Here is an 18,702-nt window from a genome sequence, read left to right as displayed (position 1 = left end):
GCAATGACGAGCTAGCCAAACCGCCTTTTACGCCATTCGATCAGCTTGGCGCTGACCTCTTCCGGCTTCTCCTGCTGCGTCCAATGGCCGCTGTCGCGAACCAGATATTTTTCGAGATCGGGAATCAGCTTCTCCATGCCGTCGGCGGAAGACGGCGGCAACACCGCATCGTTCTCGGCCATGATCATCAGCGATGGCACGCGCACCGTATGGTCGAGCCCCCCGGCGCGCATCCAGTTGCGCGACATGTTGCGGTACCAGTTGATGCCGCCGGTGAAGCCCGTTCTGGTGAAATTTTCGACGAACACTTTTTTCTCTTCCGGCAACAGGATCGGCGTGCGCGGATCGTGCTTCGCGTCGTAAGCCGCAATCATCTGCGGAAACGCCAGATTGACCCGCGGCGATGCGCCGACGCCGGCAACCACTTCCTCTACCGGCGCGTCCGGCGCGCGCGGCGCCGGCTTGCGCATGAACGCATCGAATGTCTGCTCGACGCGAGCGCCAAAGATCCTGTCGGGTTCACACGCCGGATCCTGGAATTGCACGATGTACATCTTGTCGCCGAAGCGAGCGCGCAGCAGCTCGATCGGATCGGCCCAGGCACGGTTGGTATGAGGCGTATTGATGCCGACAACGCCCGCAACCCGGTCGATGTGCCTCAGCGGCATCTGCCAGACGACGAAGCCACCCCAGTCGTGGCCAACGAAGATCGCCTTGTCGATATTCAGATGATCGAGCAGCCCGACGAGATCGCCGGTCAGATGTTCGATGTCATAGGCCTCGACCGGCTCGGGCCGATCGGTCGCGCCATAGCCGCGCTGGTCCGGCGCAATGACGCGAATGCCGGCCTCGCTCAGCGCCTTGATCTGGTGGCGCCAGGAGAAGGCGAGCTCCGGCCAGCCGTGGCATAGCACCACCGGCGGCTTGTCGGTGACCGGGCCCGCCTCGTAATAGCCCATGCGGATTCCGTTCGTCTGCGCGAACTTGAGCGGCGGCATTTCGATCATTGCAGAAATCCTGACAAACTACCTATTCGGCCGCACCCTTGATGTCGGCCGCGGGTGGCGCAAAGGCCGCTTCGAGCGCGGCAAACTCTTCCGGCAGCATATCGCACATCACCTGCACATGCGGAATGATGTTGGCGCCGACGATGAAGCCGAAATCGAGCTGGTCGCGGTAGCTCTGCACGGTGATGTTCAGCGCCTGCCCATGTGTCGAGATCGACACCGGGAAGATGTGCAGCAGCTCCGCGCCTGCGGCATAGAGCGTCTGCCGCGGCCCCGGCACGTTGGACACCGTGATGTTGGCCGCCGGCGGCAGCACGTCCGACAGGTCGGAGCGGCTGTAGAGCAGCGCCAGGATCTGGACGATGATCGGTGCGCCCAGCATCGAGATGTTGGAGACCTGCGGCATCAGGGCCCGCAACGGATGCGACATCTCCTTGGACTTGGTCGACTGCGCGATGATGGCCTCTAGCCGCGCCTTGGGATCATCGATGTTGGTCGCTATCGAGCAGATCATGCCGAACACCTGGTTGTTGGCCTCGGTGTTGCCCTCCTCACGCAGCGAGATCGGCACGGCAGCGGTCAGCGATTTCGCCGGCAATGTGGCGTACTGCTGGAGATAGCGGCGGACCACGCCGGAGGCGAGCGCCAGCACCACGTCGTTGAGCTTGCCGCCGGCCCGCTTGGCCAGCGCCTTGGAGCGCGACAGCGAGATCGATACACCGGCAAAGCTTCGCTCCGACGAAATCGACTTGTTGAGCATGGTCGGGGGCGACACCATGCTGGCAAGGCTTTCGCGCGACTTCGGATCGGAAATCTTGCCGAGCACGTCGGAAACGCTCTTGACCATGGTCGGAATATTGCCGGCGAAGCGCACCGCGCTCTCGATCTGGTACATCGCGTTGTCGAACAGGATCGAGCCGATGTCGCTCTTGCCGGTGCGCGGCAGTTGCAGGTTCTTCGCGGCCGCCGAGGCATCGAGCGGCTGGGTGAAGAGCTGCTGATAGGAATCGAGCAGGTTGGCCGCGATATCGCGCGGCTCCTGTCCCGGCTTCGATCCGCCCGTCGGCGGCTCGACCTTTCGCGGGATCGGCGAGATGTCGTAGATCATGTTGGTCAGGGCCGCACCGGCCCCGCCGTCGATGGCGGCATGGTGCATCTTGGAATAGAGCCCAACCTCATTGTCCTTCATGCCCTCGAACACGTAGAACTCCCAGAGCGGGCGAGCACGGTTCAGGAGCTTGGCATGCATCCAGCCGACGATGCGCTCGAGCGTGGCGCGATCGTGCGGCGCCGGCAGGCTGGCGCGGAAGATGTGCCGGTCGATGTCGAATTGGTCGTCCTCGACCCAGGTCGGATGATCGATGTCGAGCGGCGCCTTCTCCAGGCGCGCCTTGAGGATCGGCGCGATGTGCAACCGCGAGACGATCATCGCCTTGAAGTCTTCGAAGAAGTCGCTCTTGTGATCGTCAGGCAGGCGAAAGATCGCCATGCTGCCGACATGCATCGGCATTTCCGGCGTTTCCAGATAAAGAAATGACGCATCCAGCGACGACAGCTTCTTACCGTCAGCCATAGTTCCCTCCGCTCATATTCGACGGGCGCCCTTGCTGGCGCTTCTCGTCAGGCCGATACTGCCCGCTCCGGCGGGGCATATGCAATGGCAAACGGACCGGCCCGGTCAAATGGCCAGAACTCCCCCTCCGGTTGCGCCAGGCGATCCGCCACGGCCCACAAGGCAGCCGGGTTCACTCCCAGCCCGATATGGCTTGCGAAATGCACCTCGATATTCTCGGCCCGGTCGGAGGGGTGAAGCAGGCAAGTCCGCCAATTCACGACGCCGTCCGTGCGCGAATAGATCGACGTCGCCGGCACCGGAAGATCGCCGGCGATCGCTGCGCGCGCTTCCGCGAAATCCTCGACCCGCTCGCCGGACAACGCCTCGTAGAGAGCCGTCGCGTTGGTGGCCCGCACATCATTGGCAAAGGGGCTGCCGAGCGTGATGACGGAGCGGACCATGTCGGGCGCCTGCAGCGCGAGATCGCGGGCGTAGACGCCGCCGAGGCTCCATCCGACCAGGCTGACCTTCCGTCCGCTTGCAGCGTGGATTTCGCTGAGGCGAGTGGGCAGGGCTTCCCGCATCCGCGCCAGTCCGCCGAGATTGCGGCCCATCCGCCAGGCATTCGCCTCATAGCCGAGTTCGCCGAGATAGCGCCGCATCGGTGCCATCGAGAGATCGCTGGCGAGAAAGCCCGGAAGCGCCAGCACCGGATGGCCGTCGCCCCTGGGCGCGCGCATCAGCAGCGGCGACAGCAGGACGCTGGCGTTGAATTCGAACAGGCTGCGCACCTCCGCGAGCAACAGGCCAAGGGCCGGCGGGCGAAGCCGGCCCGGGCCTGGCGCCCCGTCGCGCGTGGCCGGCATTATTTCTTCTTGTCGCCGCTGCGCGGGCTGCCGAGACCGGCCATGGTCACGAACATGTCCTGAAACCGTTCCGCGATCTTGGGATCGAAGGTGAACCAGCTCTGGATCAGCGATTCCGGCGAGACCTTGTCGATGTTGCTCAGCACCTGCTGCTGCAGCTTGTCCATCACCGCCGTCTGCATCGGCGACACATCAGGCAGTCCGAAGAACTGGCGGGCCTCCAGGGGGGTGCAGTCGATTTCGATATTAACTTTCATGTCCCCTCCGGATGAGACTCGAGCGGCGTCACACAGTATCGCCACGACATGGTGTGCGACGCAAGCGACCTGAGACGTGAGGCCAGGCGCGGGCTCCCCCAATCGGCGGGTATGGTCAATCAAATTGTCGGCGCGAATGGGCGCCGGCGAGCCGTTTCCGCCCTTATTCTCGGGACCCGGCTGGCCGAAAGTCCAATTTCGTCCACACGCCCCTCACCCCTAAATTGTTGGTCAGCATTGCTGCACAGCGGTGCAACTTGGCGCGTTCCTTGCTGGAATGGCGCTTGCACGGGTCGAGAACTCTGGGCAACATGGATCGATCAGCCCCACCGAACAATCAAAAATCACGGTGCGGGCGAGTGGAGAGGGTCAAGAATGTCAGTCGGACGAAGTCTGTTTGCGGCGACGCTCGCCGGTGCGCTTGCGTTGGCGGTCTCGCCGGCGCTGAGCCAGACGCTGCGCTACGCCAACCAGGGTGAGCTGAAGTCGCTCGACCCCTACACGCTGAACGAGTCGACCACCAGTGCGCATCTCGGTCATGTCTATGAGGGCCTGGTCGCGCGCGGCAAGGACCTGAAGATCATCCCGGCACTCGCCGAAAGCTGGGAGACGCCGGAACCGACACGCTGGCGCTTTCACCTGCGCAAGGGCGTGAAATTCCACAATGGTGACCCCTTCACCGCCGATGACGTGGTGTTCTCGGCCGAGCGCGTGCGAGCGAAAGGTTCGAATTTTCAGAGTCGCGTTCCCGCCGATGCAAAGGTGGTCAAGGTCGACGATTACACCGTCGATTTCGTCCTGACCTCGCCCAATCCCATCCTGACGGCGCTGTGGGCGACCTGGTACATCATGGACAAGAAATGGGCAGAGGCGAACGATGCGGTGGCACCGACGCCGGCCGCGGCGACGACCCCGAGCTATGCCTCGCTCCATGAAAACGGCACCGGCGCCTTTACCATCGAAAGCCATCAGCCGGGTGTGAAGACCGTCTTCAAGGCCAATCCGAACTGGTGGCGCAAGCCGGAGCATAATCTGAAGGAGATCGTCTTCACGCCGATCGCAAACCCGGCCACCCGTGTCGCGGCGCTGTTATCGGGCGAGGTCGACGTGATCGAGCCGGTTCCGGTCCAGGACATCGAGCGCGTCAAAGCAAGCCCCAACGCCACGGTGCTGACAGGACCCGAGCTCCGCACCATCTTCGTTGGAATGGATCAGGCGCGCGACGAGCTCCTGTATTCCAACATCAAGGGCAAGAACCCGTTCAAGGACGTTCGCGTCCGCGAAGCTGTCTACCGGGCGATCGACGTCGACCTGATCAAGAATCGCGTCATGCGCGGACTGTCCACGCCGTCCGCATTGATGGTCGCACCAGAGATCTTTGCCTCGAAGGATTTCACCCGGCCGAAGTTCGATCCCGACGCCGCCAAGAAGCTTCTGGCAGACGCCGGCTATGCCGACGGTTTCGAGGTGACGATGGACTGCCCGAACGATCGCTACGTCAATGACGCCGCGATCTGCCAGGCGATTGTCGGCATGCTCGCCCGCATCAACATCAAGGTGGACCTGCTGGCGCAACCGAAGGCCCAGTATTTCGCCAAGGTGCTGAAGCCCGGTGGCTACAAGACCTCGCTGTTCATGCTGGGCTGGACCCCGGATACGCTCGACTCCCAGAACGTGCTGCACGACATCATGGGCTGCCGGGACGACCCCAAGGACCCCAACCGCGGTGAAGCCAATCTCGCCGGCTACTGCAACAAGCAGTTCGACGAGCTCGCCGACAAGGTTCTGGTGGAATCCGATACGGCCAAGCGCGATCAGCTGATCAAGCAGGCTTTCGAGGTCTCGATGAAGGACTGGGCCTATGTCCCGCTGCACCAGCAGGCGCTCGCCTGGGGCGTGTCGAAGAAGGTGAAGCTGACCCAACGCGCGGACAACATGGTCATGCTCTACTGGGCGACCAAGCAGGACGAGTAGGTGTCGACAAGTTGTGAAGTCCCGGAAGCCATCGCTTTCAAGATCTGGCTTCCGGGACTTGTTATTTCGGGCTAACGCGATGATGCGTGCTGCTGAAGAGATGTGAAAGGAACAGATGCTCGCTTTCACACTGCGCCGGGCCATCCAGGCCATTGGTGTCATGATCGCCGTCGGGATCATTTCGTTCTCGATGTTCCGCTTTGCCGGCGATCCCGTGAACCAGATGGTCGGGATGGATACGTCGGGCGCCGAACGCGCTGCGATCCGCAAATCGCTCGGCCTCGACGATCCCGTGATCGTGCAGTTCGGCCGTTATGTCGGTAACGCCGCGCAGTTCAAGTTCGGGGTGTCCTACCAGTTCCGCCTGCCGGTCTCCAACCTGCTGATGGAGCGGATGCCCGCGACACTGGAGCTCGCGATCTGCGCCACCATCTTCGCAATGATCAGTGGCATCCTGATGGGAGTCTATTCGGCGCTTCGCCGTGACAGCTGGCTCGCGCATATATTCCAAGCCGTCTCGTTGATCGGCATTTCGCTGCCGACCTTCCTGATCGGCATTCTCATGATCTACCTGTTCTCGGTGACACTCGGCTGGCTGCCCTCGTTCGGGCGCGGCGACGTCGTGCATATCGGCTGGTGGACGACGGGCCTTCTGACATTGTCGGGGCTGAAGGCGCTGATCATGCCCTCGATCACGCTTGGCCTGTTCCAGATGACGCTGATCATGCGCCTCGTCCGCGCCGAGATGCTCGAAGTGATGCGGACCGACTACATCCGCTTCGCCCGCGCGCGCGGGCTGACTACGCGAGCGATCCATTTCGGCCATGCGCTGCGCAACACACTGGTTCCCGTCATCACCGTGGCAGGCCTGCAATTTGGCTCCGTCATTGCTTTCGCGATCATCACCGAGACGGTGTTCCAGTGGCCGGGCATGGGGCTCCTGTTCGTGCAAGCCGTTCAGAACGTCGATATCCCGATCATGGCGGCCTATCTGATGATGGTCTCCCTGATCTTCGTCACCATCAACCTCGTGGTTGATATCCTCTACACCATCGTCGATCCGCGGCTGCGCTCGACGGTCAGCCGGGCACACTGAGATGAGCGAGGCCGTCGTTCCCCACGCAACCGAGAAGCGCGCCGCAGCCGCACCCGGCTGGTTCAGGCGCGCGCTCGACAGCGACCTGTTCTATTCATTCCGCCGCTCCAGGATCACCATGATTGCGGCGGGCGTGACGCTCTTGTTCTTCCTGATCGCGATCTTCGCCTCGGTGCTGTCGGTACAAAATCCGTTCGACCCGGCGCAGCTCCAGCTGATGAATTCGCGCATCTCGCCGCTCTGGACCGCCGACGGCCAGAGCCCGTTCCTGCTCGGCACCGACGAGCAGGGCCGCGACGTGCTCTCGGCGATCCTCTACGGCCTGCGCATCTCGCTGCTCGTCGGCGTACTAGGCGTGGTCTTGTCCGGCGCGATCGGCATCCTGCTCGGGCTGACGGCCGGCTATTTCGGCGGCGCCGTCGACGGGCTGATTATGCGCATCGCCGACGTGCAGCTTTCCTTCCCGGCTATCCTCATCGCGCTTTTGATCAACGGCATTGCCAAATCGGTCTTTGGCAACAAGCTCGACGAGATGAGCATGCTGGCGGTTCTGGTCTTCGCGATCGGGCTGAGCTTTTGGGTGCAATATGCGCGCACGGTGCGTGGCTCGGTCCTCGTCGAGAAGAACAAGGACTACGTCGCAGCCGCGCAATTGATCGGCCTGCCCGCCCCCGTGATCATGCTGCGCCATGTGCTGCCGAACACGACGGGGCCAATCCTCGTGATCGCCACCATCAACCTCGCGCTCGCCATTATCACCGAGGCAACGCTGTCGTTCCTCGGCTCGGGCATGCCCGAGACCATGCCGTCGCTCGGCACGCTGATCCGCATCGGTAACGGCTATCTGTTCGCAGGCGAATGGTGGATCGTCGCATTTCCAGGAATCGCGCTCGCGGCCCTGATCCTGTCGATCAACCTGCTCGGCGACTGGCTGCGCGACGCACTCAACCCGAAACTCCGATGAGTATGCAGCGTTCATGACCGAACCCATTCTCTCCGTCCGCAATCTTCAGGTCGAGTTCGCCTCCCGCCGCGGTACGCTGCGCGCGATCGACGGCGTCTCCTTCGACATCGCCAAGGGCGAAGTGCTCGGCGTGGTCGGCGAATCCGGCGCCGGCAAATCCGTCACCGGGCTCTCGGTGATCGGCCTGATCGATCCGCCCGGCCGCATCGCCGGTGGCGAAATCCATCTGGCGGGTCAGCGCATCGACAATCTCCCGCCGGAGGACATGCGCCGTATCAGGGGAAAGCGGATCGGCATGATCTTCCAGGATCCCCTCACCTCACTCAATCCGCTGTACAAGGTCGGCGACCAGATCATCGAGACGATCCGCACTCATCTCAGTCTGTCCGAAACTGCGGCCCGCCGCCGCGCCATCGACCTGCTGGCCGAGGTCGGCATTCCCGCGCCGGAAAAGCGTATCGACGGCTACCCGCATGAATTCTCTGGCGGCATGCGCCAGCGCGTGGTGATTGCGCTCGCGATCTGCGCCGAGCCGGAGTTGATCATCGCGGACGAGCCGACCACCGCGCTCGATGTTTCCGTGCAGGCGCAGATCATCTCGCTGATCAAGCGTCTCGGCCGCGACCACGGTACCGCCGTGATGCTGGTGACGCACGACATGGGCGTGATCGCCGAGACCTCGGACCGCGTCGCGGTGATGTATGCGGGCCGCGTCGCCGAGATCGGCCCGGTGCAGGACGTCGTGAGGAACCCGTTGCATCCCTATGCCAAGGGTCTGATGGGCGCGATCCCGACGCTCGCCGGCGATGACAAACGTCTGGTGCAGATTCCAGGGTCAATGCCGCGCCTGTCGGCGATCCCGCGCGGCTGCTCGTTCAACCCGCGCTGCGCGTCCGCCTTCGATCGCTGCCGGGTGGAGCGGCCAGAGCCGCTGTCGCGCGGCACGCAGTCGGTTGCCTGCCATCTCTATGACAGTGTGCCGGCGGAGACCGCGGCATGAGCGCCCCCTTCGTCCAGGCCACAAATCTTCGCCGCGTCTTCGACGTCTCGAAGCCCTGGCTCAACCGCTTGCTGGAAGGCGGGCACCTCGAATATCTCAAGGCTGTCGATCACGTCACCTTCGACATCAAGAAGGGCGAGACCTTCGCGCTGGTCGGCGAGTCCGGCTCGGGCAAGACCACGGTGGCGCGGATGGTGGTCGGCCTGTTGCCGCCGAGCGCGGGCAACGTCCTGATCGACGGCGTCTCGATGACCGATCCGCGGCAAGGGCAGGCGCGCCGAAAGCTGCGCCGCCGCATCCAGATGATTTTTCAGGATCCGTATGCGAGCCTGAATCCGCACTTCCGCGTCGACGCGATCATCTCCGAGCCGATCCGCGCCTTCGACCTGATCCAGGGCGAACGCGACATCCAGGCACGCGTCGGCGAGCTGCTCAGCCTCGTCGGCCTGCACCCCGACGACCGCCTGAAATTCCCGCATGAATTCTCCGGCGGCCAGCGCCAGCGTATCGCAATTGCGCGGGCGCTCGCCTCCGACGCCGAATTCATCGTCTGCGACGAGCCGACCTCGGCGCTCGACGTCTCCGTGCAGGCGCAGATTTTGAACCTGATGCGCGACCTGCAGGACAAGTTCGGCCTGACCTATTTGTTCATCAGCCATAACCTCGCCGTGGTCCGCCACATGGCAAGCCGGGTCGGCGTGATGTATCTCGGCCGCATCGTCGAGATCGCGGAAGGCAAGGAGTTGTTCGCCAGCCCGCGCATGCCTTACACCAAGATGCTGCTGGGCGCCGTGCCTGATCTCGCGATGTCCGGTCGCCAGCGCATTCCGGTGAAGGGCGAGATCCCGAACCCGATCAATCCGCCGCCCGGCTGTGCCTTCAATCCGCGCTGCCCGCTGGCGTTCGACCTGTGCCGCAAGCAGGCTCCTGAACTGATCGACGGCGTCGCCTGCCATGCGGTTAACACCGCGCCGGTCCCGGCGTGACGCGCGCGTGCCATGCGGCCTGCGCATTGGCCGCTCGGCATTGCCTGTGATCAATTGCGCGCGCCGCAAATGAGGTAGCCCATGGCCAGCAAAGTCAATCCCGATCCCTTCACGACGCGCCCCGAGATCGAGGGCACGTTCGGCGTCGTCGCAACCACGCACTGGATCGCAACCGCCGTCGGCATGGCTATTCTGGAAAAAGGCGGCAATGCCTTCGACGCCGGAGTCGCCACCGCCTTCACGCTTCAGGTCGTCGAGCCGCATCTTAACGGCCCCGGCGGCGACGTGCCTGTTATCGTCCATGACGTGAAGCGCGGCCGCACCGAGGTGATCTGCGGCCAGGGCCCGGCACCGGCGCGTGCCACGATCGCGCATTACAGGAGCGAGGGCCTCGACATGGTGCCCGGCACCGGCCTGCTTGCGGCCTGCGTCCCCGGCACCTTCGAATCCTGGATGATGTTGCTCCGCGACTACGGCACGATGCGTGTCCGCGACGTGCTGGAGCCCGCGATCTCCTATGCCCGCGACGGCTATCCGCTGGTCGAGCGCGCCTGCGCCACCATCCAGACCGTCGAACAATTGTTCCGCAAGCACTGGCCGACCTCGGCCGCTGTTTACCTGCCGAACGGCGAGGTACCGAAGCCCGGTACGCTCTTCACCAACAAGACGCTGGCGGCCACCTACGCACGTATCCTCAGCGAGGCCGAAGGCGGCGGCGGAGGCCGCGACGCCGAGATCGAGCGTGCACGAAAGGCCTGGTCCCATGGTTTCGTCGCGGAAGCCATCGACAAGTTCTGCCGGACGCAGGAGGTGATGGACGTCAGCGGCTCGCCGCATCGCGGCGTGCTCTCCGCCGACGACATGGCACGCTGGCAGCCGACGATCGAGGCGCCCCTCACCTACGATTACGGCCGCTACACCGTCTGCAAGGCCGGCGTCTGGAGCCAGGGTCCGGTGACGCTGCAACAGCTCGCACTGTTGAAAGGGTTTGCGCTCGACGGGCTCGATCCGACCGGGCCGGAGTTCATCCATCTCCAGATCGAATGCGCCAAGCTCGCTTTCGCCGACCGCGAAAAATTCTATGGCGATCCCAAGTTCAGCGAAATCCCGATCACGACGCTGCTGTCGGACGCCTACAATGACGAGCGTCGCAAGCTCGTCACCGACAGGGCGTCGCTCGATTTCATCCCGGGATCGGTCGAAGGGTTTGGCGGTGTGGTCAAGCTGCGACGTGCAGAGGGCCAGCGCGAAGCCGTCGGCGCACTCGGCGCCGGCGAGCCGACCGTGGGGCGCTTCGGCGAAGTCCGCGGTGACACCGTGCATTTCGACATCATCGACAAGGCCGGCAATATGGTGTCCGCGACACCGTCCGGCGGCTGGCTGCAATCCTCGCCGATCATTCCCGAGCTCGGCTTCTGCCTCGGCAGCCGCGCCCAGATGTTCTGGCTGGAGGAAGATCATCCGGCCGCGCTCGCGCCGGGCAAGCGGCCGCGCACCACACTGTCGCCGACTATGGCATTGCGCGACGGCGAGCCCTATCTCGCCTGGGGTTCGCCCGGCGGCGACCAGCAGGACCAATGGATCACGCAGTTCTTCCTGCGCCACGTCCATTGCAACCTCAATCTCCAAGAGGCGATCGACGCGCCGGCCTGGCACTCCGAGCATTTCCCGATCTCGTTCTGGCCGCGCACCTCGCGCCCCGGAGTGCTCGTTGTCGAAAACAGGGTGCCGAAGGCAACGATCGAGAACCTGCGCGAGCGCGGGCATATCGTCGAGGTCGGCCCCGACTGGTCCGAGGGCCGCCTCACTGCGGCCTCGCGCGTCGGTGTGCGCCGGCGCGCCGCCGCCAATCCGCGCGGCATGCAGGGCTACGCCGCGGGACGCTGAAGGCAGCACATGACCTGGTCGATCATCGCGCGAGATCCTGCTACCGGCCAGTTCGGCATTACGGTAGCGACCCGCTTCTTCGCCGTCGGCGCACGTGTGCCCTACATCGCGGCGGGCCTAGGGGCCATTGCAACGCAAGCTTTCGTCAATCCCTATTACGGGATCGACGGCGTCAAGCTGCTACGCGAGGGCCTGAACGCCCATGACGTGCTCGCCGCCCTGCTCGCGTCCGACAACGGCCGCGAGAGCCGGCAGATCCACATCATGGATGCGAATGGCGCGATCGCCGCGCATACCGGGCGCGATTGCGTCGACTGGTGCGGGCACATCGCAGGCAGCGGCTTTTCGATCGCAGGCAACATGCTCGCGGGTGCCGATGTGCTCGCCGAGACGGCCAAGACCTATATTGCCAATGACAGCCTGCCTTTCCCGCGCCGCCTGCTCGCGGCGATGCGCGCAGGCGAAGCCGCCGGTGGCGACAAGCGCGGCAAGCAATCCGCGGCACTGCTGATCCACGGCGAGGAGGAATGGCCGGCATTGGACATTCGCGCCGACGATCATCCCGACCCGCTTGGCGAGCTCGAGCGGCTCGAACGGGTCAGCCACGACCTCTGGGTCCACTTCCGCCCGTCCATGCCGACCCGGCAGAATCCGGCCGGCAATACCGATCGCAGCGTCATCGACGCCAGCATCGCCGCGGCACGGGCAAGACAAGAATGAGCGCAAGCCCTCTCATCGAGATCAGGGACCTGCGCATCCGCTTTCACGGCGACGACGGCCGCGTCACCCACGCGGTCGACAGCGTCGATCTCAGCGTCGCCAATGGCGCAACGCTCGGCCTCGTCGGCGAATCCGGCTGCGGCAAAAGTGTGACCTCGCTGGCGATCATGGGCCTACTGCCGAAGCAGACCACCGAGATATCAGGCGCAATCCGCTTCGACGGCTTCGACCTGCTGAAGACCCCGGACCAGACGCTGCGCGACCTGCGCGGCAACCGGCTCGCAATGATTTTCCAGGAGCCGATGACCTCGCTCAACCCGAGCTTCACCATCGGCGACCAGATCATCGAGACCATTTTGCGCCATCGCGGCGGTTCGCGCCGCAACGCGCGCGACCGCGCGGTCGAGCTCTTGCGCCGCGTGCACATCCCCTCGCCCGAGCGTCGGATCGACGAATATCCGCACAAGCTCTCCGGCGGCATGCGCCAGCGCGTCATGATCGCGATGGCACTCGCCTGCGATCCACAGCTCTTGATCGCCGACGAGCCGACCACTGCACTCGACGTCACCCTGCAGGCCCAGATCCTGGAGCTGATGCGCGAGCTGAAGGCCGCGAGCGGCGCCGCGATCATTTTGATCACCCACGATCTGGGCGTCGTTGCCGAAGTCTGCGACGAAGTCGCGGTGATGTATGCCGGCGAGATCGTCGAGCGCGCGCCGGTCGACGAATTGTTCTCCACGCCACAGCACCCCTACACGGTCGGACTGCTCGGCTCGATCCCGCGTCTGGACCATCGCGCCGAGCAGCTTGCGACGATCGAAGGCATGGTGCCGAACATGGCACAGCCGCCCGTCGGCTGCCGCTTCGCCGCGCGCTGTCCATTCGCGCTGGACGCCTGCACCAGCGCGCCGCCGCCGCTGGTGGAAGTCAGTCCCGGCCACCTCTCGCGCTGCATCCGCGCGCCGCTCGAACGCCTGGTGTCGTGATGGCGCTGCTTTCTTCCCCCTTGCCCCGGGCGCAGCGCAGCACAAGCGAAGCGCAGTGGTGCGCTGCTGAACCGGGGCCCATGCAGCAACAATCTGGGTCCCGGTTCAGCAGCGCACCACTTCGTGCTGCGCCGCGCCCGGGACACGAGACCGGTTTTCGCGGGGAGCGCCGAGGATGACGGCTCTCCTCGAGGTCAACGGCCTGGTCAAGCATTTCGTCGCGCAGCGCTCGCTGTTCGGCCGGGCGCTGGCGCATGTCAAAGCCGTCGATGGCGTGTCGTTTTCGCTCGAGGCCGGCAGGACGCTGGCCCTGGTCGGTGAATCCGGTTGCGGCAAATCCACCGTCAGCCGTCTCGTGCTGCGGCTGATAGAACCCGATGCGGGCACGGTACGCTTCGACGGCCGCGATCTGCTCTCTCTCGACGCAGATGCGCTCCGCAAATTCCGCCGCGAGGCGCAGATCATCTTTCAGGACCCCTACGCCTCGCTCAATCCACGCATGACGGTCGGCCAGATCCTGACCGAGCCGCTGGCGCTGCACGATCTCGTGCCACCAGCGCAGCGGCGTGAGCGCGTCGCCGAAATCTTGCGGCTGGTCGGGCTCGAGCCGCGGCTGGCGCGGCGCTATCCGCACGAATTCTCCGGCGGCCAGCGCCAGCGCATCGCCATCGCGCGCGCGCTCGCGGTCGAGCCGAAGCTGATCATCTGCGACGAGCCGGTCTCGGCGCTCGACGTCTCGATCCGTTCGCAAATATTGAACCTGCTGCGCGAACTGCAGGACCGGCTTGGTCTGGCCTATATCTTCGTTTCGCACGATCTCGCAGTGGTCAAGCACATCGCCGACCGCGTGGCGGTGATGAATCTCGGCCAGATCGTCGAGACAGCGGAGGCGGATGCGCTGTTCGCCGAGCCGCGTCATCCGTACAGCCGTGCCCTGTTGTCCGCGATCCCGCTGCCGCAACCTCGCGCGAGGCGGGCGAAGGTCGTGCTGCAAGGCGAGATTCCGAGCGCGCTCAATCCGCCGGCCGGCTGCCGCTTCCACACCCGCTGCCCCTTCGTGATCGATCGTTGCCGCACCGAGGCGCCCGCGTTGGTGGCAGACGAGGCAGGCCACGCCACCGCCTGCCATCGCGTCGCCGAGCTGCCGCCGGCCGACAGCATCCTGCCCACAGCGGGCGGATTCACGCCGGAACTGGCAAAATTAGTCGCAGCCTTCAGCCGAAAGACGGAAGGCGCAAACCCGGCCGGGGTTGGTATACAGAGTGCAACGCCTACAACGACGTAGCCGGAGTAATGGGGACTGTCCGATGAAGATGTTTCGCCTGGCCGCAACCGCGGCTGTGTTCCTGCTGTCGCTTGGGGCCGCCCAGGCGCAGACAACGCTTCGCATCGGCCTTGCCGAGGACCCCGATATCCTCGATCCCTCGATGGCGCGCACCTATGTCGGCCGCATCGTGTTCGCCGCATTCTGCGACAAGCTGTTCGATATCGACGAGAAGCTCAACATCGTGCCCCAGCTGGCGCTGTCGAGCGAGACGCTCGATGACGGCAAGGGTCTCGTCATTAAGCTGCGGCCCGGCGTGAAGTTCCACGACGGCGAGCCGTTCGACGCGGAGGCCGCCAAATTCTCGCTGGAGCGCCACCTGACCCTCCCCGGCTCGTTCCGCAAGCCGGAGCTCGCCTCGGTCGATCATATCGATGTCGTCGATCCCCTCACCATCAAGCTGGTGCTGAAATCACCGTTCTCGCCCCTACTTGCCCAGCTCACAGATCGCGCCGGCATGATGGTGTCACCGAAAGCCGCGAAGGCCGCCGGTGACAAGTTCGGTCTGCACCCGGTCTGCGCCGGCCCCTACAAATTCGTCGAGCGCGTGCAGCAGGACCGCATCGTGTTCGAGAGGTTCGCGGACTACTGGAACAAGGACAATGTCTTTATCGATCGCATCGTGTTCCAGCCCATCGTCGACGCCACCGTGCGGCTGGCGAACCTGAAATCCGGCGGCCTCGATCTGATCGAGCGTGTGCTCGCCACCGATCTCAAGGAGGTGCGTGCCGATTCACGGCTGAAGGTCGCCACCGCGATCGAACTCGGCTATCAGGGCATCACGCTCAACATCGGCAAGGACAAGGCCAAGGGACCGCTGAGCCAATCCGCCAAGGTGCGGCAGGCACTCGACCTTGCCATCGACCGCGAGGCAATCAACCAGGTCGTGTTCAACGGCGAGTTCCAGGTCGGCAATCAATGGGTCAATCCTGATCATCCCTACTACCAAAAGAGCCTGCCGGTCCGCCCCCGCAATGTGGAGAAGGCCAAGGCGCTGCTGAAGGAAGCCGGCGTGACGCCGCCAGTCAGCGTCGACTTCCTGGTGCCGAAGGGCGCGGAGACGGAGACACCCGCACAGGTGATCCAGTCGATGGCCGCAGAAGCCGGTTTCGACATGAAGATCCGCGTCACCGAGTTCGCAACCGGACTGAAGCAGGCCGAAGCCGGCGATTACCAGGCCTTCATGCTCGCCTGGAGCGGCCGCGTCGATCCTGACGGCAACAGTTTCATCTTCCTGCACAGCAACGCTCCTCAGAATTACGGCGATTGGAACAATGCGCCGGCCGACAAGGCACTGGAAGACGCGCGGCTCGTGACCGACCTCGCCAAGCGCAAGGCCAGCTACGAAGCTCTGGCGAAGCTTGTTCAAGACGATGAACCGCTGCTCTACCTCTATCACCGCCGCATCATCATCGCGCATACTACCAAGCTCGAGGGCTACAAGCAGATGCCCGACGGCCTCGTGCGCGTCGTCGGCCTCAAGCTGAAGTGACGACGCAGGGATGCTGAACTTCCTCGCCCGCCGGCTTGTGCAGATCGTACCGACACTGTTCTTCGTGTCGGTGCTGATCTTCTCGCTGCAGCAATTGTTGCCGGGCGATCCCGCACTGGTGATGGCTGGCGAAGAGCGCGATCCGGCCGTGATCGAGCAGATCCGCCACCAATACCGGCTCGATCAGCCGGTCCCCGTGCAGTACGCCTACTGGATGAAGGGCGTGTTATCAGGCGATTTCGGCGAGTCGCTGCGCAACAAGATGCCGGTGCGCGAGCTGATTGCGCAAAAGCTGCCGGTGACGCTACAGCTCGGTTCGATGGCGATTATCATCGCCTTCCTGATCGGCATTCCCGCCGGGATCGTCGCCGCCGTGAAGAAGGGAACGGCCTGGGACTACGGCGCCAATTTCTTCGCGCTATGGGGCATCTCGACACCGAACTTCTGGCTCGGCATTATGCTGATCTTCCTGTTCTCGATCGAGCTCGGCTGGCTGCCGGCCTCGGGCTATGTGCCGCTTAGCGAGAACTGGCGGGCGAGCCTGGCTGCAACCATCATGCCCGCCTTCGTGCTCGGCAACGCGATTGCCGCGGTCCTGATGCGGCACACCCGCAGCGCCATGCTCCAGGTGCTGGAGAGCGATTATGTCCGCACCGCGCGCGCCAAGGGCCTGTCCGAGCGTTCCGTGATCCTGAAACATGCCATGCGCAACGCGCTGACACCGATTATCACGCTCGGCGCGCTCGAGCTCGGCACGCTGCTGTCCGGCGCCGTGCTGACCGAGCAGATCTTCTCCATTCCCGGCTTCGGCAAGCTGATCGTGGATGCCGTGTTCAACCGCGACTACGCCGTCGTGCAGGGCGTGGTGCTGGTGACCGCCACGGTCTACATCACGCTCAATCTGGTTGCCGACGTCGCCTACATCCTCGTCAATCCGCGGCTGAGGGGCTAGGCCATGACCGACGCCGCCCTGTCCGGGCCCCTTGTGGAAGGCGACGAGCTGGACAGCCCGGCGCGCCGCGCGCGGCGGCGCCTGTTCAAGCGCAAGGCGGCGGTCGCGGGCCTTGTGGTCCTCAGCATCTTCATCCTGCTCGCGCTGCTGGCGCCTCTGATCGTGCCCCACGATCCCATCGCGACGAGCTGGAGCCTGGTACGCAAGCCGCCCACAATGGCGCACTGGTTCGGCACTGACGAGCTTGGCCGCGATATCCTGAGCCGCGTCGTCTACGGTGCGCGCGCCTCGCTGCTGGCAGGCCTTATCTCGGTCGCGATCGCGCTCGGCATCGGCGTGCCGCTTGGCCTCGTCGCCGGCTATCGCGGCGGGTTCGTCGACGCGCTGATCAGCCGGATCACCGACGCGATGCTGGCCTGCCCGTTCCTGATCCTGGCGATTGCGCTGGCGGCGTTCCTCGGTCCGAGCCTTGGCAACGCCATGATCGCGATCGGCATCTCGGCAACGCCCATCTTCATCCGGCTGACCCGCGGCCAGGTGCTGAGCGTCAAGGCCGAGGACTATGTCGAAGCAGCGCGCGCGCTCGGCAATCCGCCCTGGCGCATCGCAGTCTCGCACATCCTGCCGAACATCCTGCCTGCACTGCTGGTTCAGGCCACGCTCTCGATCGCTGCGGCGATCATCGCCGAGGCGGCGCTGTCGTTCCTCGGTCTCGGCCAGCAGCCGCCCGCACCGTCCTGGGGCAGCATGCTCAACGCAGCGCAACGCTTCCTGACCCAGGCGCCCTGGATGGCGATCTGGCCGGGGCTGGCGATCTTCCTCGTGGTGCTGTCATTGAACCTGCTCGGCGACGGCCTGCGCGATGCCCTCGACCCGCGCCAACGCTAGATCACGCTCTCGCGCATCACGCGGCGGCAATCCATCTCATATTCGAGATCGACCACCGGCGGCCGGGCAAAGTGCCAGGTGAGGCCCGAGCGCAGCGCGCCGCGACGGACGAGCTCGTCGACCAGCGCGTGGTGGAAGTCGTGCACGGAATAGGCCTGCACGCCGGTGGTGTCCTTCCAGCCGAATCCGAACGCCGTCATCCGGTTCTCCATCTGCGACGTCGTGGTGAACCGGACCTTCTCGCGCAAACCCTCCGGGCTAAGGTCGCGGTAGCGCACCGTGCGCTCGACATAGGTGCCGCTGCCCTCGCGCGCCTCCGCGCCGCCCGCAATGACGAAGGACGGCGCCTTGGAGCTTGTCGGGCGCGTGAAGGAGAACGCGTAGAACGACGGCTCGGACGGCGGATCGAGTTCAGGACAGACATTGCTGCGCGCCACCGGATTGGTGGTGCCGTCGAAGATGCCCCATTCCGAGAGCGTCTTGACATAATGCAGGTTGAACGCGCGAAAACCTTCCTCGCTGAAGGCGGCCGGCGAGCGCAGCTCGCAGGCACAGAAGGCCGTCAACGGACGCCCCGCCTCCTGAATGAACCTTGCAGCACGCGCAAACCCTTCGGCCAGCGGCACGAGGCGATCGAACCGGACGCGCTCGATCTCATAGCCATCATCGGCGGCCGCACCAGCCGAATACTGGAACACGGAGGGAATGAACCGATAGTTGCCGGGGGAGAATTCACGAATCATGACGA

At 64.5% G+C, this 18,702-nt stretch carries 17 protein-coding genes; 12 read left to right on the top strand and 5 right to left on the bottom strand.

Going from position 1 to position 18,702, the window contains the following annotated elements; translation table 11 throughout:
- Nucleotides 1–11: 11 nt before the first annotated feature.
- Genes ACLFLU_RS13710 through ACLFLU_RS13695 form a run of 4 tightly spaced genes read right to left on the bottom strand, consistent with a single transcriptional unit; the run spans nucleotide 12 to nucleotide 3,685 of the window.
- Nucleotides 12–1,007: an alpha/beta fold hydrolase gene (locus ACLFLU_RS13710; protein WP_426412704.1), complete on the bottom strand. Its 996-nt coding sequence runs from the start codon at nucleotides 1,005–1,007 to the stop codon at nucleotides 12–14.
- A 22-nt stretch (nucleotides 1,008–1,029) separates the two neighbouring features.
- The gene (locus ACLFLU_RS13705) at nucleotides 1,030–2,580 is read right to left on the bottom strand and encodes a wax ester/triacylglycerol synthase family O-acyltransferase (protein ID WP_426412703.1); all 1,551 of its coding nucleotides are present in this window, start codon (nucleotides 2,578–2,580) and stop codon (nucleotides 1,030–1,032) included.
- Between the two features lie 47 nt (nucleotides 2,581–2,627).
- Entirely contained in the window at nucleotides 2,628–3,428 is an 801-nt protein-coding gene (locus tag ACLFLU_RS13700) for an esterase/lipase family protein (protein WP_426412702.1), read from the bottom strand.
- On the bottom strand, nucleotides 3,428–3,685 hold the full coding sequence (locus tag ACLFLU_RS13695) for a DUF6489 family protein (RefSeq protein WP_247562036.1): 258 nt from the start codon (nucleotides 3,683–3,685) through the stop codon (nucleotides 3,428–3,430). Before ACLFLU_RS13695 ends, ACLFLU_RS13700 begins: the two co-directional genes overlap by 1 nt.
- Before the next feature lie 375 nt (nucleotides 3,686–4,060).
- Between ACLFLU_RS13695 and ACLFLU_RS13690 the strand changes: the two genes are divergently transcribed.
- From ACLFLU_RS13690 to ACLFLU_RS13635, 12 genes are all read left to right on the top strand, one after another.
- Nucleotides 4,061–5,659 (top strand): ABC transporter substrate-binding protein, encoded by a 1,599-nt coding sequence (locus ACLFLU_RS13690; RefSeq protein ID WP_426412701.1) that lies wholly within the window; start codon nucleotides 4,061–4,063, stop codon nucleotides 5,657–5,659.
- A gap of 115 nt (nucleotides 5,660–5,774) precedes the next feature.
- Nucleotides 5,775–6,755 carry an ABC transporter permease gene (locus tag ACLFLU_RS13685; protein ID WP_426412700.1) on the top strand — a complete coding sequence of 327 codons (981 nt, stop codon included), beginning with the start codon at nucleotides 5,775–5,777 and terminating at the stop codon, nucleotides 6,753–6,755.
- Nucleotide 6,756: 1 nt separating this feature from the next.
- Complete coding sequence (locus ACLFLU_RS13680) at nucleotides 6,757–7,719, top strand: ABC transporter permease (RefSeq protein ID WP_426412699.1); 963 nt, start codon at nucleotides 6,757–6,759, stop codon at nucleotides 7,717–7,719.
- 13 nt (nucleotides 7,720–7,732) lie between these two features.
- Nucleotides 7,733–8,719: an ABC transporter ATP-binding protein gene (locus ACLFLU_RS13675; protein WP_426412698.1), complete on the top strand. Its 987-nt coding sequence runs from the start codon at nucleotides 7,733–7,735 to the stop codon at nucleotides 8,717–8,719.
- Entirely contained in the window at nucleotides 8,716–9,705 is a 990-nt protein-coding gene (locus tag ACLFLU_RS13670) for an ABC transporter ATP-binding protein (protein ID WP_426412697.1), read from the top strand. Before ACLFLU_RS13675 ends, ACLFLU_RS13670 begins: the two co-directional genes overlap by 4 nt.
- 81 nt (nucleotides 9,706–9,786) lie before the next feature.
- On the top strand, nucleotides 9,787–11,592 hold the full coding sequence (locus tag ACLFLU_RS13665; protein WP_426412696.1) for a gamma-glutamyltransferase family protein: 1,806 nt from the start codon (nucleotides 9,787–9,789) through the stop codon (nucleotides 11,590–11,592).
- A 9-nt stretch (nucleotides 11,593–11,601) separates the two neighbouring features.
- Nucleotides 11,602–12,312 carry a DUF1028 domain-containing protein gene (locus ACLFLU_RS13660; protein WP_426412695.1) on the top strand — a complete coding sequence of 237 codons (711 nt, stop codon included), beginning with the start codon at nucleotides 11,602–11,604 and terminating at the stop codon, nucleotides 12,310–12,312.
- The gene (locus ACLFLU_RS13655) at nucleotides 12,309–13,298 is read left to right on the top strand and encodes an ABC transporter ATP-binding protein (RefSeq protein ID WP_426412694.1); all 990 of its coding nucleotides are present in this window, start codon (nucleotides 12,309–12,311) and stop codon (nucleotides 13,296–13,298) included. Before ACLFLU_RS13660 ends, ACLFLU_RS13655 begins: the two co-directional genes overlap by 4 nt.
- 175 nt (nucleotides 13,299–13,473) lie before the next feature.
- Nucleotides 13,474–14,583 carry an ABC transporter ATP-binding protein gene (locus ACLFLU_RS13650; RefSeq protein WP_426412693.1) on the top strand — a complete coding sequence of 370 codons (1,110 nt, stop codon included), beginning with the start codon at nucleotides 13,474–13,476 and terminating at the stop codon, nucleotides 14,581–14,583.
- 22 nt (nucleotides 14,584–14,605) lie between these two features.
- The gene (locus tag ACLFLU_RS13645; RefSeq protein ID WP_426412692.1) at nucleotides 14,606–16,114 is read left to right on the top strand and encodes an ABC transporter substrate-binding protein; all 1,509 of its coding nucleotides are present in this window, start codon (nucleotides 14,606–14,608) and stop codon (nucleotides 16,112–16,114) included.
- A gap of 10 nt (nucleotides 16,115–16,124) precedes the next feature.
- On the top strand, nucleotides 16,125–17,066 hold the full coding sequence (locus ACLFLU_RS13640; RefSeq protein ID WP_426412691.1) for an ABC transporter permease: 942 nt from the start codon (nucleotides 16,125–16,127) through the stop codon (nucleotides 17,064–17,066).
- A 3-nt stretch (nucleotides 17,067–17,069) separates the two neighbouring features.
- On the top strand, nucleotides 17,070–17,954 hold the full coding sequence (locus tag ACLFLU_RS13635) for an ABC transporter permease (RefSeq protein ID WP_426412690.1): 885 nt from the start codon (nucleotides 17,070–17,072) through the stop codon (nucleotides 17,952–17,954).
- Here the strand turns inward: ACLFLU_RS13635 and cnbZ are convergent.
- Complete coding sequence (gene cnbZ, locus ACLFLU_RS13630) at nucleotides 17,951–18,697, bottom strand: 2-amino-5-chloromuconate deaminase CnbZ (protein WP_426412689.1); 747 nt, start codon at nucleotides 18,695–18,697, stop codon at nucleotides 17,951–17,953. The two genes, ACLFLU_RS13635 and cnbZ, sit on opposite strands and share 4 nt — an antisense overlap.
- Nucleotides 18,698–18,702 lie beyond the last annotated feature (5 nt).

The sequence above is a fragment of the Bradyrhizobium ganzhouense genome (assembly GCF_049949285.1).
Classification (GTDB): domain Bacteria; phylum Pseudomonadota; class Alphaproteobacteria; order Rhizobiales; family Xanthobacteraceae; genus Bradyrhizobium; species Bradyrhizobium ganzhouense.
The sequence above is the reverse complement of the archived record's forward strand: the minus strand, read 5'-3'. Positions and strand labels throughout refer to the sequence as shown.

Bases quoted from the DNA above. Each gene is read 5' to 3' on its own strand.
- ACLFLU_RS13710 (WP_426412704.1), bottom strand. From the start codon at position 1,007: ATGATCGAAATGCCGCCGCTCAAGTTCGCGCAGACGAACGGAATCCGC.
- ACLFLU_RS13705 (WP_426412703.1), bottom strand. From the start codon at position 2,580: ATGGCTGACGGTAAGAAGCTGTCGTCGCTGGATGCGTCATTTCTTTAT.
- ACLFLU_RS13700 (WP_426412702.1), bottom strand. From the start codon at position 3,428: ATGCCGGCCACGCGCGACGGGGCGCCAGGCCCGGGCCGGCTTCGCCCG.
- ACLFLU_RS13695 (WP_247562036.1), bottom strand. From the start codon at position 3,685: ATGAAAGTTAATATCGAAATCGACTGCACCCCCCTGGAGGCCCGCCAG.
- ACLFLU_RS13690 (WP_426412701.1), top strand. From the start codon at position 4,061: ATGTCAGTCGGACGAAGTCTGTTTGCGGCGACGCTCGCCGGTGCGCTT.
- ACLFLU_RS13685 (WP_426412700.1), top strand. From the start codon at position 5,775: ATGCTCGCTTTCACACTGCGCCGGGCCATCCAGGCCATTGGTGTCATG.
- ACLFLU_RS13680 (WP_426412699.1), top strand. From the start codon at position 6,757: ATGAGCGAGGCCGTCGTTCCCCACGCAACCGAGAAGCGCGCCGCAGCC.
- ACLFLU_RS13675 (WP_426412698.1), top strand. From the start codon at position 7,733: ATGACCGAACCCATTCTCTCCGTCCGCAATCTTCAGGTCGAGTTCGCC.
- ACLFLU_RS13670 (WP_426412697.1), top strand. From the start codon at position 8,716: ATGAGCGCCCCCTTCGTCCAGGCCACAAATCTTCGCCGCGTCTTCGAC.
- ACLFLU_RS13665 (WP_426412696.1), top strand. From the start codon at position 9,787: ATGGCCAGCAAAGTCAATCCCGATCCCTTCACGACGCGCCCCGAGATC.
- ACLFLU_RS13660 (WP_426412695.1), top strand. From the start codon at position 11,602: ATGACCTGGTCGATCATCGCGCGAGATCCTGCTACCGGCCAGTTCGGC.
- ACLFLU_RS13655 (WP_426412694.1), top strand. From the start codon at position 12,309: ATGAGCGCAAGCCCTCTCATCGAGATCAGGGACCTGCGCATCCGCTTT.
- ACLFLU_RS13650 (WP_426412693.1), top strand. From the start codon at position 13,474: ATGACGGCTCTCCTCGAGGTCAACGGCCTGGTCAAGCATTTCGTCGCG.
- ACLFLU_RS13645 (WP_426412692.1), top strand. From the start codon at position 14,606: ATGAAGATGTTTCGCCTGGCCGCAACCGCGGCTGTGTTCCTGCTGTCG.
- ACLFLU_RS13640 (WP_426412691.1), top strand. From the start codon at position 16,125: ATGCTGAACTTCCTCGCCCGCCGGCTTGTGCAGATCGTACCGACACTG.
- ACLFLU_RS13635 (WP_426412690.1), top strand. From the start codon at position 17,070: ATGACCGACGCCGCCCTGTCCGGGCCCCTTGTGGAAGGCGACGAGCTG.
- cnbZ (WP_426412689.1), bottom strand. From the start codon at position 18,697: ATGATTCGTGAATTCTCCCCCGGCAACTATCGGTTCATTCCCTCCGTG.